This is a genomic window from Planococcus sp. ISL-109, assembly GCF_018613655.1.
Taxonomy (GTDB): domain Bacteria; phylum Bacillota; class Bacilli; order Bacillales_A; family Planococcaceae; genus Planococcus.
On the sequence record NZ_JAGGPW010000004.1, the window covers coordinates 226,129 to 241,141 of the forward strand.

Here is a 15,013-nt window from a genome sequence, read left to right on the forward strand (position 1 = left end):
AAAAGAGTGAGGGATTCCAATAATGCTTATTATTGCAGTGATTATAGTTATTCTTAAATAACTTTATTTCTTAAGAGATTAATGTAAGCGTTTGATATTATGACAGATTTGTGAAAAAGTATGTGATTTATTGCATTAACTATTATGCCGTGATATTATTAGGTTGTGAAATAAATCACATACAAACATACACCCCTTTGTTTGAGCGTGAACATTTCTCCCATCCCCTTTGTGTAAGATATAGAAAGGCGCCTTCCGGACGTGGAAGGCGCCTTTCGCTTGCAAAAAAAGCAGTAAAACAGCCTTGCCCCTTAGAGGGGGCAAGGCTGTTTTACTTTCCACAAAGTTTCATCCTGCAGTGTGAAGCGTTCTATTTTTTGCAGCAGCACTTGCTTTTTCAGTTCGTGCTCTGCTGTTTGCTCCGTAATATTGTAGATGCTTGCAACTTCATGGGTTGCCATCGTTTGATATTTTGTGAACAGATCATCGAGAGAAGGCGGGGACTGCCGGTAGAGCCGGTCTTTTCCCAACATTTCCTGTAAGATGGTCAAATAGACGTCATATGAATAAAGGCCTGAAACTTTGACGCCTTCGTCCTCGATGCATTCATTGAAAAAGACGATGCTTGGCACTTCGGTAATTTCCATTTCGCGCGTAATGCGGAGATCGCATTGAAACGCTTTGGCACTGTGAACTGAATGGAAGTCGTCCTTAAACTCTTCATGATCCAATTCTGCTTCTTGTGCAATTTCAAGCAGTACATCGTAAGAAGTGACATTTCTTGATTGAAGAAATAAATGTTCCTGTAATTTGTAGAGGAAACGGTTGCCGGCGCGCTTGCCTTGAAGTTCAGCTGCTTTAATGGCGACTGAAGGCAATGCCGGATGATCAAGGTTATCTCCGCTCATTTCGGAGCTTTTCACAGTCGTGTTCAATGCTGATAACTGAGTGCTCAAGACGACCCGCATGGAAAAATAATGGCCGTACTCGATTTGCAATTTTCGAATGATGGATTGAAGATCCCAACATGTAGGGTTCATCGGGTCCATGAACACATAAAGCTCCATCGGTTTACAGGGGGCTTTGTGTTCGAGGATTTGCTCTGCCAAATCCAGGTTGCTCACTCCAACTCCTCCTCGCTGTCGTAATCATTCACCATGTGGTGTGCGGTTAAGACAAGGCGATTGAAAAAGGTCTCACGGAATTGCCCGCTGAGATTGACTTCATCCATCGCTTCACTCATGCATTCGAGCCAGGCTTGTGCCCGGTCAGGTGTTATCGAAAATGGATGATGCCTCGCTTTTAACCGCGGATGTCCATGTTCTGTTGAATAAATGTTCGGGCCACCCAAGTATTGTGTCAGAAATTGCTTTTGCTTTCGAGCCGTTTCGGTAAGGTCATTTGGAAAAATGGGCGCAAGTTTTGGATGTGCTGAGACACGTTTGTAAAAGGCGTCCACTAGCTTTGATAATGTTTCCGCACCAATTTCATCATACGGAATTAGCGGTTTTCCAGTCATCATCTTGTCCCCTTTGTGATTGCTGTAAATCCATTCTATCAACGCATGGAAAATATCTCAAACAAATCGCATGCCAGGGATTGGGATTTAACTTTTAACACTGCTGTGCCGCTTGCATAAAGCGGGCGATTTTTTTGTCGGCAGGGCGTACAGGGATCGATTTTTCTTCCAAAAAGTTAAGGAATATCGACTTGCCGGAAGTTTCATCTGTCACTTCGTATTCCATTTCATAATCTTCGATGCCGCAGTATTCCGAATGGTCAAGGACGAGAAGCCCTCCTGCATAATCTATTTCGGCTCGATGTGTTGTCAGCGAGCCGATCAGTTTTAATTCAGCTGGGGAAACGTTCATCCGTTCAAGCTCTGTTCGGACTTCCGGTGCGTCGAAACGATTCCCTTTTAGAATGTCCTCAGCTTGTCCGGAAGTCAAATTATCGGTCGTTTCATAATTGCCGGCAGGAGCCGGGGTTTTGAGTGTGCATTCGAAACGGCCCCCTGTTTGGCGGATGCGCAATGCGGCTTTTTGGCTGCGGAGCTGGAAATCAGCTGAATCGAAGTAATGGTTGGTTTGGCTGATGGGCGTTTTTTTAGTTTCTGCCAGCAGCTTCGTGTATTCTTCTTTTGTCAGCATATTTTTAAATTCGATTTCAAGTTCTTTTGACATATCTTCACCTCATTTATCCCGCTTTAACGGTCCATAAGACTCGCACTTCTTTAAAGTGGGAGATCAACGGGCCGTAAAAGTCCGATTGGTTCAACTAACAATCAGTGGAGGATGAAGAACCTCCACTGATTGAAGTTTCTCTTTAAGATTAATTTCATTATCGGTTAGTTTGATGCAATCTGCAACGCAGGGACTTGCTGTGGTAAAATAACGGTATGAGAATAGAGGCCCTGTAGTGGGCATGATCGCTTGATAGAGAAGGAAGCGGGTAGTAGGGGGGATCAGACATGGGGCAATGGAATCGATTTTTGGCACCGTATAAACAAGCTGTCGATGAAATGAAAGTGAAATTTAAAGGGATGCGCAAGCAATTTGAAACGAATAATACCAATTCGCCGATTGAATTTGTCACCGGCCGAGTCAAACCGCTGGCAAGCATATATGATAAAACCTTGGAAAAAGGCTTGCTGTTTGAACCATCGGAAGAATTGGCCCGCAACTTGCAGGACATTGCCGGTTTGCGAATGATGTGCCAGTTTGTCGGAGATATCGAAACTGTTGTGGAGCTTTTGCGCCAGCGCAATGATTTGCGGATTGTGGAAGAGAAAGATTATATTTCGAATGAAAAACAAAGCGGCTACCGGTCGTATCATGTCATTGTCGAATATCCGGTACAGACGATCAACGGTGAACAGCTGATTCTCGCCGAAATTCAAATCCGCACTTTGGCAATGAATTTCTGGGCGTCGATTGAGCATTCATTGAATTATAAATACAAAGGCGTGTTTCCAGAAGAGATTAAACTCCGACTGCAGCGCGCGGCCGAAGCGGCATTCCAATTGGATGAGGAAATGTCGCAGATCCGGGATGAAATCCAGGAGGCGCAAGCATATTTTTCTGAGTTTAAAGAATCACCCGGGACGAGGTTCCCAACGGACATGGAAGGAGGGCGAAAAGAGACATGAAATTCTACATCATTTCCAGAAGCGATGACTTATCCGATCGATTGATGAATGAAGCCCGCACTTATTTAGAAGATTTCGGAATGGAATGGAACGAAGAAGAGCCCCAAATTGTCTTATCCATCGGCGGCGACGGCACATTGCTCCACGGATTCCATAAATACAGCGACCGCTTGGATTCAGTCGCTTTTGTCGGGATCCATACGGGGCATTTGGGCTTTTACGCAGACTGGAAACCGGTCGAAATTGAAAAACTTGTGCTGGCTATCGCCAAAAAACAGTTTGAAGTCACTGAGTATCCACTTCTAGAGGTGACAGTGATTTACCGCAACGACCAAGAGCCTTCCGTATATTTGGCATTGAATGAATCTACTGTCAAATCCCCTGACGTGACGCTCGTCATGGATGTGTTCTTGAACGATAGCCATTTTGAGCGGTTCCGTGGAGACGGTTTGTGTATGTCCACGCCTTCCGGCAGTACGGCTTATAACAAGGCACTAGGCGGCGCAATTATCCATCCGTCCCTGGAGGCGATGCAATTGACGGAAATGGCGTCGATCAATAACCGGGTATTCCGGACTGTCGGATCGCCGCTCGTCTTGCCAGGGCATCACATCTGCACATTGCTGCCGGTGAAGGCGCCGGATTTCATGGTGACCGTCGACCATTTCCAATTGCTGCATAAAGATGTGGAATCCATTGAGTACCGTGTTGCAAAAGAAAAAGTCCGTTTCGCCAGATTTCGGACATTCCCGTTTTGGCGCCGTGTCCATGATTCGTTCATTGACAGCGAGCTATCGGAGGATTGACGAAATGAAAGCTTTTCAAGTCGAATTTACAGCAACAGAGCGCGGGCTTTTGCGGAACGCACTCCAAAATTATGGCATTTCGAAAAGAACTTTGGCTTCTGTGAAATATAGCGGAGGCCATTTGCTGGTCAATGGTTCGGAAGTGACGGTCAGGCATCCGCTTGAAATCGGGGATGCCGTGACCGTTGTTTTTCCGAAAGAAGCGAACGGCAAAGGGTTGGCGGCTGAGAACGGCCCGCTAGTCATCGTCTATGAAGACGCGGCACTGTTGATTGTCGAAAAGCCGCCCGGCCAAAATACGATTCCATCACGTAATCAACCGCTCGGCAGCCTAGCGAATATTGTTGCGGGGCATTTTGAACAGCACGGCGTTCCGTCAACACTTCATATTGCTACGCGGCTGGATAAAGATACTTCAGGCCTAGTGTGCATCGCCAAAAATCGCCATATCCATCATTTGCTGTCAGTGCAGCAACAGGAAAAGCGGATGAATCGGCGCTATGAAGCTTTTGTCCACGGTGAAGTAACCGATGAAAAGGCTATCATAACAGCCCCCATCGGACGCAAAGAAGCAAGCATTATCGAACGGGAAGTAAGAGCGGACGGGAAATTTGCCGAAACCGAAATGGACCTTATTCAGACGATGAAAGGCGCTAGCCACATCCGGCTGAAGCTTAATACAGGGAGGACCCATCAAATCCGCGTCCATCTGGCCCACATCGGCCACCCTCTGCTTGGGGATGATTTATACGGCGGAGGCCTCGGCATTATTGCGAGGCAAGCGCTGCACTGCACCGAGTTGCAGTTGGATCATCCGTTGTCAGGCGAGCGGATGGAGTTTACATCCGCTCTGGCTGATGATATGCATGCATTGATTTAATTTATCTCGCTTTAACGGTCCGATTGGATCAACTAATAATCAGTGGGGATAGGCAACCCCACTGATTAAAGTTTCTCTTTATTCAAACTGATGGAAGCGGTCTTTCTGGTATGGTTGTTTCGATTTTACGCTATAGAGCTCTATTTCCGGGAAACGCAACGCGCTCAGCGCTCCGCCGAATACGCATCCGGTGTCGATATTGACGGTCTTGTTTTTAAAATAAGCTGTTTTGACTGGCGTATGGCCGTAAACGATCCATTGCTCACCTTTATAGGTGCGAGCCCAATTGCCGCGCACCGGCCGGCCATCCGAATGGTATTCACCGGTTATTTCCCCGTATAGCGCAAATATGATCATGTGGCGGTTCAAGGTTTTGCCGATCATGTCGTGCCGAAGTCCAGCGTGGACGACAATCAAGTCATCACGTAGCTGATGGTAGAGCGGGAGTTCTTCGTAAAAGCGGATATAGCGATCCCGAAATTTTTTCTGTTCACTTTTTTCAAGTTGCCGCCACTCGGCGACGGTTATTTCAAGCCCGTGCAAAAGTTCAACACGGTTGCCCTTGAAAAAGCGGTATAGTTTATTGCAATGATTGCCGGGGGAATAATAAAGGGTGTTTTCATCCTGCATCTTAAATAATAGCCGCAAGACAGCGAGTGAATCCGGTCCGCGGTCCATGGCATCTCCGACAAAGGCGAGATTCCTGCCTTCAGGATGCAGCGGAATGCCGTCTTGGAATTGATAGCCTAGACGTATGATCAATTCGTTCAGCTCCTCAAAACACCCATGAATATCACCAATAACATCATATTTCAACTTCATCAGCTCCTATATATGCCTTGCTATCTTAAGTGTAACGCATCGTTGAAAGGAAAAAAGCTGAAACGATTGAAAGGAGGGAGTATACAAGATGGAAGAAACAATGATCCGTGATGAAGAATTGAACGAAGAGCTGATGCTCGAATTATTGAAGCAAGGGGATGTTGAAGCATTCCGTGAAGAATTTTTGTCGCACCATCCGTACGACCAAGCAAGCTTTTATGAAAAGGCGGATGAAGGCACGAGGCAATTGCTCTATCAGTATCTCTCTCCAAAAGAAATGGCGGATATTTTTGAAGCCATTGAAGTGGATGATGACGAATACGAAGACCTATTCAAAGAAATGGATACGCGCTATGCGGCGGATATTCTTTCGTATATGTATACGGATGATGCCGTTGATGTGCTCAATGAATTGAACAAAGACCAGGTCGCCAGCTATTTGACGATCATGGACAAGGAATCAGCACGCCAAATCAAAGACTTGCTGCATTACGAGGAGTATACGGCCGGGTCGATCATGACGACGGAGTATGTGGCGATTCCGATGAACTCAACAGTACGTTCCGCGATGAACATTTTGCGCAATGCCGCCCCGAACGCGGAAACAATTTATTATGTCTTCGTTATCGATGAAGATCGCCGCTTGTCAGGGATTGTGACGCTCCGCGACTTAATCATCGCCGATGAAGATACTTTGATCGAATCGATCATGAACGACCGTGTCGTCAGTGTCCAAGTCAGCGAAGACCAGGAAGAAGTCGCGCGCATGATCAAAGACTATGACTTTCTCGCACTCCCGGTCGTCGATTTCCAGAATCACTTGCTCGGGATCATTACGGTTGATGACATTATCGACGTGCTAGATGAAGAAGCATCCGATGATTACTCCAAGCTGGCCGCCGTGTCCGATATGGATACGTTTGACCGAGGCCCTTTGACCGCAGCGAAAAAGCGCTTGCCTTGGCTGATTTTGCTGACATTCCTCGGGATGCTGACGGCGAATTTAATTGGGATGTTCGAAGCGACGCTTGATCAAGTGGCACTCCTTGCTGTATTCATTCCCTTGATTGCCGGCATGGCCGGAAATAGCGGAACGCAGGCGCTTGCAGTTGCTGTTCGCGGGATTGCGACAGGGGATATTGAAGAACAAAGCAAAATGAAGCTGCTGTTCCGTGAAGCGGGAACCGGCATTATTACAGGAGTAGTGTGCGGTATTGTGGTCGTCGGACTCGTATATTTCTGGCAATCAGAATTGCTGATCGGTTTGCTCGTCGGTACAGCAGTAGCGAGCTCGATCTTTGTCTCGACACTCGCCGGATCATTTATCCCGCTATGGATCCACCGGATGAAAATTGACCCGGCGGTTGCGTCTGGACCGTTTATTACGACCTTGAATGACATCATTTCGATTTTAATTTATTTGGGTTTGGCGACTACTTTCTTAGCGCAATTATAAACAAGGGAGCAAAGCCGTCTTACGCGAAATTAACGAAAGTGCAATTGCACTTTCGTTTTTTATGGGGTATTATTAGTACCAGGTAATAATATTAGGAGGTATGAATATGTCGATTTCATTGAAAGATAAAACGTATGTCATCATGGGTGTAGCCAACAAACGGAGCATTGCATGGGGAATCGCGCGTTCACTGGATGCAGCAGGCGCGAATTTGATCTTTACATATGCAGGGGAGCGCTTTGAAAAATCAGTGCGTGACCTGGTCGCGACACTAGACGGCAAGCATGAACAGATTTTGCCATGTGATGTGACAAGCGACGAAGATGTGGAAAAATGCTTCAGCACAATCAAAGAGAATGTCGGGAAAATCGACGGGCTCGCGCATTGCATCGCGTTCGCGAAAACAGAAGAGTTGTCCGGAGACTTTTCAGATACATCCCGCGACGGCTTCCTGCTTGCGCACAACATCAGCTCGTATTCGCTGACGATCGTTTCAAAATACGCCAAGCCATTAATGACAGAAGGCGGCAGCATCGTGGCCTTGACGTATATCGGGGGAGAGCGCGTCATGCCGAACTATAACATCATGGGCGTTGCAAAAGCCTCACTTGAAATGTCTGTCCGTTATTTGGCGGCTGACCTCGGCAAGCACGGCATCCGCGTCAACGCTATTTCATCCGGCCCGATCCGCACCTTGTCTTCCAAAGGCGTCAGCGATTTTAATTCGATTTTACGTGAAATCGAAGAAAAAGCACCGCTGCACCGCAATACGACATCGGAAGAAGTCGGCGATACGGCCGTCTTCCTGTTCAGTAATATGTCACGCGGCATCACCGGCGAAGTTCTCCACGTTGACAGCGGCTTTCACGTTCTGTAAGAAGCATTAGACAATATAAAAACCTTCTGAGCTATGCTCAGAAGGTTTTTGTTATAGCGTTTTTTCCATTTGGCGATGGGGAATGCCGGCGTCCATGAACTCCGGAGAGACCACTTCATAGCCCAGCCGCTCGTAGAACGGAAGTGCATGGGTTTGGGAATTAAGCTTTAAGCGGAAATAGCCGATTGAGCGGGCGTATTCCTCGAGCTGATCCATCATGTCTGCGCCGAAATGGTGGCCACGGTATTCTGGAAGGACACAGACCCGCTCGACTTTGCCGACGCCTTGTTCGTATTCGCGGATCCTTGCAGCGGCGATTGGTTGTTCTAGCTCATAGCCGACAAAATGTGTCGCGCTGTCGTCGTGTTCATCCATCTCGATGTGCCGTGCAACGCCTTGCTCATCGACAAAAACTTTTCGTCGTATGTCAAAAGCCTGTTCTTTTTCCAATACAGTTTCAGCTAATTTGACTTTTTGCAATTAGGATTCATCTCCCGTCAATCGGAATGTATCGTAGACCGTCCATGAGCCATCTTCCAATTGATACAGCAAATGGACGCGATCGATCATTTCTTCCTGATCGATACCTGCCATTTTCAGTTGGCCATATACATCAGCATGTTCTGAATCTGACATTTTTTGGGCAATCGTAATATGCGGAACAAAAGGATGATCCGGCATACCGCCTAACAGATCGGAGTGGAGGTCTTCGTGGAGAGCCATCAATTCTTTGGATTGCTCAATTTTAAAGTACAGTGCGTTCGTCACCGGAGAAAAAGTGCTGACGCGTGTTGCATGGATGCCGAAAGGCTTCTGGCGCTTGGCGACATTTCTGAGCTCTTCTGCCATCGCTTTGACCTGAGTGTTATCCGCTTCGAAAGGCCCTTTTAATGTAATGTGGGGCGTAATCAATTCATAATGCGGATCATAGCGTTTCCGGTAAGAGTTCGCTAAATCTTGTAATTTTTTCGATGGAAATGCTGCAATTCCATATTTCATAATCAATAGACCTCCTCATCTAATAAATACTCGCCTTGTTAATTATATCAAAATGTTTTCCTTGGTTCCTTAAGCATTACATACCGAAATTCATAAGCAACGCACGCTTGAAATCAGGTTGCCAGTATTTCCATGTATGGTCTCCTTTAAATTCTTCATAAAACAGTGAAAACCCTTTATTTTTCATCAACTGGTTCAATTCCCGGTTAGGGCTGAGAAAATCAGCCGTTTCCCCATTCGTCAGCTTAACCGCAGTTTCTTCGCTGCCGATCACGTGATAAACCGTGAAGGAATTGTTCATCGGAAAATTCTCAACAGCTTGCATCATTTCCGGGCCGACTTTCGGCGATTGCAAAATGACGCGCCCGAAAATATTCGGGTATTTGAGTGCTGCCATCAAGGAAACGGTGGCTGCGAGCGAATCTCCGATTAATGTGCGCCCCATGCCCACTTGATAGGTAGGATATTTTTCATCGAGATAAGGCGCCAATTCATGGGCCAAAAACCGCAAGTACGCTTGATGCTGGTCGCCAGTTGGTTCGTATTTGCGGTTGCGGTCAGCAACGCTTTTGTAAGGAATGCCGACGAATATTATATTTTCAATTTCCTGGTTTTCTAGCAGTTCATCGATGACCCGCGGAACCCGCCCTAACTGAAAATAATCCTTGCCGTCATTTGCTATGACGAGGCTGTATTTATATAGAGGAGAATAATTTGCCGGCAAATGGACCAGCAATTGCATTTCTTCTTGTAAGGCTTCGCTGTAGAGCGTGAAATCTTCTACGCTTCCTTTGTTCATGGTGTTGCCTCCTTCAAGATATTGTACAAAAATTGTAACATATTCCCCCTGCAAGGTATAATAGGGAGGCAGGTAAATCCAATAGAGAGAGGGGATCGCATAATGGATGGTGGACATTTCCGTGTGCATTCAGAAGAAGTCAATAAAGCGACGCATGAAGCTTTGGAGAGAAGAGGCGTAACGAAAGAAGATATTGCAGAAATCGTTCTCGATATGCAATTGCCCTTCAATGAAGGACTGACTTTGGCGCATTGCGTCGAGTCGGTCGAGAGCGTTTTACGCAAACGGGAAATGCAACATGCCCTTTTAGTCGGCATCGAACTGGATGAACTGGCAGAGCAAGGCAAGCTGTCCCAGCCCCTACAGCAAATCGTGGGTTCGGATGAAGGTTTGTTCGGTGTCGATGAAATGATCGGTCTCGGTGCAGTGTTGACCTACGGCAGTATCGCAGTCACGACGTTCGGCCATTTGGATAAAAACAAAACCGGCATAATCCATAAGCTTGATACGAAATACGGCGAGCATGTCCATACGTTTTTGGATGACCTGGTTTCTAGTGTGGCAGCCTGTGCTTCTGCACGCATCGCCCATAGAACCCGTGATCTGGAAGAAGAAGGCAGAAGCTTCGAGGATCTGAAGCCGGAAGAGACCACGCCGGAAACTCATGTTCCTGGTGCAGAAACGTAAATATTGGTTTTTATTTACAAAATTTTGGTTTGAAAACGATTCCATTGTCAAAATTAAATTGACAGCTGGACAGAAAGTCATGGTATTATGAAGATTGAAAGAATACAAAGATAAAGGGAGGCCGATTTATGTTGAACAAAAAGTTTGGATTCTACGCGACTGTCGCGTTGGCCGGATCTGTATTTCTAGCGGGCTGTGGAGATGACACTGCGACTGATGGAGAAGGCGGTGAATCAACAGATCCTGAATTCATCAGTATTTTGACTGGTGGAACAACAGGAACATACTATCCGCTTGGCGGAGCAATGGCGACGATCATTGAAAATGAAACAGGCGTCGATACGACTGCTGAAGTGTCACAAGCTTCTGCAGCGAATATGACTGCTCTTGCTGATGGCACTGGGGAAATCGCTTTTGTGCAAACAGATACGGCTTTCTATGCATCTGAAGGGTCTAACATGTTTGAAGGGGAAGTCATCGATAGCGTATCTGCAATCGGGGCACTTTATCCGGAAACGATCCAGATCGTAACGACTGAAGGTTCTGGCATTTCTTCTGTTGAAGATTTGGCAGGAAAGTCAGTATCGGTCGGAGCACCTGGTTCAGGGACTTACATTAATGCTGAGCAAATACTCGAAATCCACGGAATGACAATGGACGACATCAACGCTCAAAACTTGGATTTTGGTGAATCACAAGAGAGCCTGCAATCCGGCCAAGTGCAAGCAGCATTCATCACAGCTGGAACGCCGACCGGCGCAGTCGAAAGCTTGAGTGCTACATCTGATGTCAACATAGTACCGGTGTCAGCAGAAAAAGCGGGCGAATTGATCGAGAAATATCCGTACTATGCAGAAGCCGTAGTTCCATCCGGCACATATGGCTTGACAGAAGATGTTCCGACGGTTTCTGTTCTTGCGATGCTAGTCGTCCAAAACGATATTTCTGAGGATCTTGTTTATGATATTACGAAAGCAATTTATGAAAACACAGATCAAATTCAACACGCCAAGTCAGAATACATCCAAGCAGAAACTGCTCTTGAAGGCATCGGGATTGATATCCACCCTGGCGCACAACGTTACTTCGATGAAGTAAATCAATAAGAACTGATCAGAATAACTGGCGATAAAGCGCAAGCTTTATCGTCGTTATTTGTTTTTTATTGTTAGGAGGATCGACTTGCATAACAAATCCATTCGCAAAATCCTTCTCATAACAGCCGTCCTCATTCTTATCTGCTCCGCAATTTTCTTTATCCCATATGAGAAACACTTCGTCTTCATCGATTCGGAAACAAGCGAGATAGCTGTCCGAATTCCAGTTATTGAAGACCGTTTCAAGATTCGATATACGCACTCGATCCATTTATCGGAAGTCTTTGAAAGCTATCGCCTAAGTCGCGATGGGCAATTGGTACTGACGGAACTGGAGTACGAAGATTTCAATATCGGTATGCCGTCGAATGCAGGAGAAGGGGAGCGCTTTGTCGAAAAAGACGGGAAATACTTTATTAAGGATATGAAGCGGGAGCTACCTGAATTTCGATTGCTTATCGGTGATGTGGACGCGGAACTCGTTTTCCTATTCGCAGGAAAAGAACTCGATTTGAAAAAGAGTTTGGAAAGAGGCAAGATTTATACTTTCCGTGCCCAACGCCTTTCCATTTATCAGCAATTAGAAGGAGTGAACATCTATGAGTGATAAACTATCGCCAGAAGAAAGAGAAGAAAAAAAGCTTCCGCCAGAAGATGAGAGCTATATCTCAGAAGAAAAACAGAAAGAAGTACTTCAAAAATATGACCCTGAGTCAAATACGCGGGATTTATCTGGATTTATCAAGCACGTCGTATTTTTTGGGCTTCTCGCATTTTCATTGTTCCAATTGTATACTGCTATATTCGGGCAGTACACAGCATATATCCAGCGTTCGATCCACTTAGGCTTTGCCCTGTCGCTCATTTTCCTATTGTTCCCGATGCGCCGGCGCAAAGGGGCACGCCATAAAGTTGCCTGGTACGATTACATACTTGCCTTATTATCCGTCGGGGTCGGTGCCTACTGGCCGATCATGTATGATGATTTGGTGTTCCGCATCGGCCGTGTAACAGAACTCGACTTGGGTGTCGGGATTCTCGCGGTTCTGCTGACCTTAGAAGCCACTAGACGGGCAGTCGGTATGCCGATTACGGTCATTGGAGCTTTGTTCCTAACATATGCCTTTTTCGGTCCATACTTCCCAGGCTTCATGAGACACCGCGGCCAGGACTTGGATTCTCTCATTCAATTGATGTTCTTTACGACAGATGGGATTCTCGGAACTCCAATCGGCGTATCCGCAACGTTCATCTTTACATTCCTGCTGTTCGGTTCGTTCCTCGTGAAAACAGGAGTCGGCCAATATTTCAATGATTTGGCCGTCACCTTAGCTGGAAACTTGACCGGTGGGCCTGCAAAAGTAGCGATTTTCTCGAGTGCTTTGCAAGGGACCATTTCCGGGAGTTCGGTCGCCAACGTTGTTACATCCGGTTCTTACACGATTCCGATGATGAAAAAGCTCGGTTATAAAAAGGAGTTTGCCGGCGGAGTTGAGGCTGCGGCTTCAACGGGCGGCCAGCTGATGCCACCGATTATGGGGGCAGCGGCGTTCTTGATGGTCGAATTTATCGGAGGCGTAACCTATTGGGAAATCGCCAAAGCAGCAACAATCCCAGCTTTGCTTTACTTTACGGGTGTGTGGATTATGACGCATTTCGAAGCGAAGCGCATCGGTTTGAAAGGCCTTTCGAAAGAAGAAATGCCGAACCGCAAAGAAGTGCTGAAAAAGATCTATCTATTAACACCGATTTTAGCAATTATCGTATTCCTATTAATAGGGATACCGACGATGCAAGCTGCCCTTTATGGCATTTTACTTACAATTTTTGTTAGTTCTTTCAATAAAGATACCCGGCTCAACTTTAAAGATATGATTCATGCGCTCGTGGATGGTGCACGAACTGCGCTGTCTGTGGCAGCTGCCACCGCCACTGCAGGTATTATTGTCGGTGTCGTCGTGAAGACTGGCTTAGGGCTCGCGTTAGCGAACGGCCTAGTGTCTGCCTCCGGCGGAAACGTGCTCTTGACTTTGTTCTTCACGATGCTTGCAGCGATTGTCCTCGGAATGGGGTCGCCGACAACAGCAAACTATGTTATTACATCCACTATTGCCGCGCCGGCAATCATCACTTTGTTGATGATTGATGAGCCGGTTGGTGCAACAGTACCGATTGTGGTCGCATTGTCTGCTCACTTGTTTGTCTTTTATTTCGGGATTATCGCGGATATTACGCCGCCTGTTGCACTCGCGGCATTTGCAGCTTCTGGGATTTCCGGAGGTGAGCCGATACGGACCGGATTTAATGCAGCAAAACTTGCCATAGCGGCGTTCATCATTCCGTATATGTTCGTCCTGTCTCCAGAACTATTGATGATCGATACGACTTGGCCTCAATTGATTTGGGTAGTGGCTACCGCGGTTACCGGAATGATCGCCATCGGTGCGGGACTTATCGGTTACTGGTACCGCAAACTCAATTGGTTTGAGCGGGTCATCACGTTCGTTACAGGTATTGCCTTGATTTACCCTGAAGGATTTACAGATCTTATAGGGGCGGCAGTGTTCGTCGTGTTGTTTGCGATCCAATGGATGTCTAGAGACAAAAAAACACCGAAACCACAAACAGCATAAATTAAAAAAGATGGAAGCCCCAAGTGGCTTCCATCTTTTTTATCATTGCATAAGAAAAAGCCAACCGAAACACCGGCTGGCTTTTTGGAGCAGTTCACGACTGCTCTTGTATGATTCCTACTGGGCTCGAACCAGCGACCTCTACCCTGTCAAGGAGTGACTTAATTTCCTTCAGGCAAGAATCAAGCAGACGTTGATACATGAACACATTCGTTATTCTGTTGTGTTAATAATACAGAATTTGATTGCAAGTCTACAGAAATTTCATCAATTTTATATTTAAAACGGAGGCCAGTAGATTTATTCTGCCAACCATTCTTTAAGCAATATTGGATGCCGTTCCTTCCAATGTTAAGTTTCCTACTTGCATCGGATACAGATTTAAACTCAATTTCTTTAGTATCATCATAGGCAATAATTTTTCTTTGCTGCTTTTCGTATGCTTCTCTTCGGTTTTTCTCCGCTGTAACTACAGTGCAATTCTCCAGCGAATAAATGTTACCACCTTTAATGTCTTTATCAAGTTGCCATTCGAGGCGTGACTGATAAAGTAGATGACCGTTGAACAAGTGGCTATCAATATCTTCGACAAAGTTCCAAAAATCATGCCACCGCTCATGAACAGTGATACCTTTGGCACCATAGTATTTATATAATTTATGATTCGGATTATGACAGCGACCCATCATTTCGTGCCAACGTCCATATTGTGCGTGTGCTTTTTTGTTCATTATTATTCGCCTCCTAATATCAGTATATTGGGAGGTAAATAAACGTAAGGCAGACATACGCAAATAGTTCTCTTGACA

The 15,013-nt window shown here is 46.1% G+C and carries 17 protein-coding genes; 9 read left to right on the forward strand and 8 right to left on the reverse strand.

Going from position 1 to position 15,013, the window contains the following annotated elements:
- Window positions 1-311 precede the first annotated feature (311 nt).
- From J7E21_RS02895 to J7E21_RS02905, 3 genes are all read right to left on the reverse strand, one after another.
- Window positions 312-1,124 (reverse strand): ClpXP adapter SpxH family protein, encoded by an 813-nt coding sequence (locus tag J7E21_RS02895; RefSeq protein WP_353047718.1) that lies wholly within the window; start codon window positions 1,122-1,124, stop codon window positions 312-314.
- Complete coding sequence (locus tag J7E21_RS02900) at window positions 1,121-1,519, reverse strand: globin domain-containing protein (RefSeq protein ID WP_215106081.1); 399 nt, start codon at window positions 1,517-1,519, stop codon at window positions 1,121-1,123. The genes J7E21_RS02895 and J7E21_RS02900 overlap by 4 nt, the downstream gene beginning before the upstream one ends.
- Window positions 1,520-1,613: 94 nt before the next feature.
- The gene (locus J7E21_RS02905; RefSeq protein ID WP_215104553.1) at window positions 1,614-2,183 is read right to left on the reverse strand and encodes a CYTH domain-containing protein; all 570 of its coding nucleotides are present in this window, start codon (window positions 2,181-2,183) and stop codon (window positions 1,614-1,616) included.
- A gap of 287 nt (window positions 2,184-2,470) precedes the next feature.
- On the opposite strand from J7E21_RS02905, the gene yjbM reads away from it, so the two are divergent.
- From yjbM to J7E21_RS02920, 3 genes are read left to right on the forward strand one after another with little or no spacing between them, the layout of a single operon-like run.
- Entirely contained in the window at window positions 2,471-3,148 is a 678-nt protein-coding gene (gene yjbM, locus J7E21_RS02910; protein WP_215104555.1) for a GTP diphosphokinase, read from the forward strand.
- Complete coding sequence (locus tag J7E21_RS02915) at window positions 3,145-3,954, forward strand: NAD kinase (RefSeq protein WP_215104557.1); 810 nt, start codon at window positions 3,145-3,147, stop codon at window positions 3,952-3,954. The genes yjbM and J7E21_RS02915 overlap by 4 nt, the downstream gene beginning before the upstream one ends.
- 4 nt (window positions 3,955-3,958) lie before the next feature.
- Window positions 3,959-4,834 (forward strand): RluA family pseudouridine synthase, encoded by an 876-nt coding sequence (locus J7E21_RS02920; RefSeq protein ID WP_215104559.1) that lies wholly within the window; start codon window positions 3,959-3,961, stop codon window positions 4,832-4,834.
- Window positions 4,835-4,912: 78 nt separating this feature from the next.
- Here the strand turns inward: J7E21_RS02920 and prpE are convergent, their stop codons facing one another.
- Window positions 4,913-5,650: a bis(5'-nucleosyl)-tetraphosphatase PrpE gene (gene prpE / locus J7E21_RS02925; protein WP_215106083.1), complete on the reverse strand. Its 738-nt coding sequence runs from the start codon at window positions 5,648-5,650 to the stop codon at window positions 4,913-4,915.
- Between the two features lie 94 nt (window positions 5,651-5,744).
- Between prpE and mgtE the strand changes: the two genes are divergently transcribed.
- Together mgtE and fabI are read left to right on the forward strand one after the other, a co-directional pair.
- Window positions 5,745-7,112: a magnesium transporter gene (gene mgtE / locus J7E21_RS02930; RefSeq protein ID WP_215104562.1), complete on the forward strand. Its 1,368-nt coding sequence runs from the start codon at window positions 5,745-5,747 to the stop codon at window positions 7,110-7,112.
- Window positions 7,113-7,218: 106 nt separating this feature from the next.
- Window positions 7,219-7,989: an enoyl-ACP reductase FabI gene (fabI, locus tag J7E21_RS02935; protein WP_215104564.1), complete on the forward strand. Its 771-nt coding sequence runs from the start codon at window positions 7,219-7,221 to the stop codon at window positions 7,987-7,989.
- Between the two features lie 51 nt (window positions 7,990-8,040).
- Here fabI and J7E21_RS02940 read toward each other — a convergent pair whose 3' ends face one another.
- The 3 genes from J7E21_RS02940 to J7E21_RS02950 all read right to left on the reverse strand — a co-directional run bounded on the left by J7E21_RS02940 (window position 8,041) and on the right by J7E21_RS02950 (window position 9,787).
- A complete protein-coding gene (locus J7E21_RS02940; RefSeq protein WP_215104565.1) occupies window positions 8,041-8,469 on the reverse strand; it encodes a GNAT family N-acetyltransferase in 429 nt (142 codons plus the stop codon).
- Window positions 8,470-8,988: a YjcG family protein gene (locus tag J7E21_RS02945; RefSeq protein ID WP_215104566.1), complete on the reverse strand. Its 519-nt coding sequence runs from the start codon at window positions 8,986-8,988 to the stop codon at window positions 8,470-8,472.
- Between the two features lie 76 nt (window positions 8,989-9,064).
- Window positions 9,065-9,787, reverse strand: coding sequence for an alpha/beta hydrolase (locus J7E21_RS02950; RefSeq protein ID WP_215104567.1), 723 nt, complete (start codon window positions 9,785-9,787; stop codon window positions 9,065-9,067).
- Window positions 9,788-9,889: 102 nt separating this feature from the next.
- Here J7E21_RS02950 and J7E21_RS02955 point away from each other — a divergent pair, with 102 nt between their 5' ends.
- From J7E21_RS02955 to J7E21_RS02970, 4 genes are all read left to right on the forward strand, one after another.
- Window positions 9,890-10,474, forward strand: a complete 585-nt coding sequence (locus J7E21_RS02955; protein ID WP_215104568.1) for a phosphatidylglycerophosphatase A family protein — start codon at window positions 9,890-9,892, stop codon at window positions 10,472-10,474.
- Between the two features lie 128 nt (window positions 10,475-10,602).
- Window positions 10,603-11,580 carry a TAXI family TRAP transporter solute-binding subunit gene (locus J7E21_RS02960; protein WP_215104569.1) on the forward strand — a complete coding sequence of 326 codons (978 nt, stop codon included), beginning with the start codon at window positions 10,603-10,605 and terminating at the stop codon, window positions 11,578-11,580.
- Window positions 11,581-11,656: 76 nt separating this feature from the next.
- Complete coding sequence (locus tag J7E21_RS02965) at window positions 11,657-12,178, forward strand: DUF1850 domain-containing protein (RefSeq protein WP_215104570.1); 522 nt, start codon at window positions 11,657-11,659, stop codon at window positions 12,176-12,178.
- Window positions 12,171-14,204 carry a TRAP transporter permease gene (locus J7E21_RS02970; RefSeq protein WP_215104571.1) on the forward strand — a complete coding sequence of 678 codons (2,034 nt, stop codon included), beginning with the start codon at window positions 12,171-12,173 and terminating at the stop codon, window positions 14,202-14,204. Before J7E21_RS02965 ends, J7E21_RS02970 begins: the two co-directional genes overlap by 8 nt.
- A 182-nt stretch (window positions 14,205-14,386) precedes the next feature.
- Here the strand turns inward: J7E21_RS02970 and J7E21_RS02975 are convergent, their stop codons facing one another.
- Complete coding sequence (locus J7E21_RS02975; protein WP_215104573.1) at window positions 14,387-14,935, reverse strand: hypothetical protein; 549 nt, start codon at window positions 14,933-14,935, stop codon at window positions 14,387-14,389.
- Window positions 14,936-15,013 lie beyond the last annotated feature (78 nt).